Origin of the sequence: Yersinia sp. 1252 StPb PI, from assembly GCF_048593885.1 — a bacterium.
In the GTDB taxonomy this organism is placed as follows: Bacteria; Pseudomonadota; Gammaproteobacteria; order Enterobacterales; family Enterobacteriaceae; genus Yersinia; species Yersinia enterocolitica_E.
In genome coordinates this window covers 1-364 of record NZ_JAZGQE010000521.1, presented here as the reverse complement: position 1 = coordinate 364, position 364 = coordinate 1, and the positions used below count along the sequence as shown (strand labels likewise).

The following is a 364-nucleotide window of genomic DNA, read 5'->3' as shown; positions in this document are numbered from 1 at the left end:
GTGGCTAGCTTTTGTATAAAACATATTAGCTAGAATGGCGCTGGAATACCAATGACCATTAACTGTAGCATAATTGTTGGCTGCGTTACCCGCCCGCCCCCATTCCCAAGATGAAGTTGCATCAAAATTTTTATCTTTATTTTTCCTATAGACACACTTTATATAGGTGTAGGTTTCACTATTCCTCGCAGAATGTTGCATACTCCTTTCAGGTGGAATACTTGTTTCTGAAATTGAACTTGAACTCGTTTCTTTCACTGCATAAGCTGAAATGCAAAAAACATATAAAAACAAAGCCAGAGGTATTTTATTCATTTTTACTTTCCTTTTGTAATTAACTTAAGATAAAGCTGCAAAAATGCAG

At 35.4% G+C, this 364-nt stretch carries 1 pseudogene; it reads right to left on the bottom strand.

Going from position 1 to position 364, the window contains the following annotated elements:
• A pseudogene (locus tag V2A85_RS24585) lies at positions 1-315 on the bottom strand (thermolabile hemolysin); the annotation flags it as partial.
• Positions 316-364: the final 49 nt, after the last annotated feature.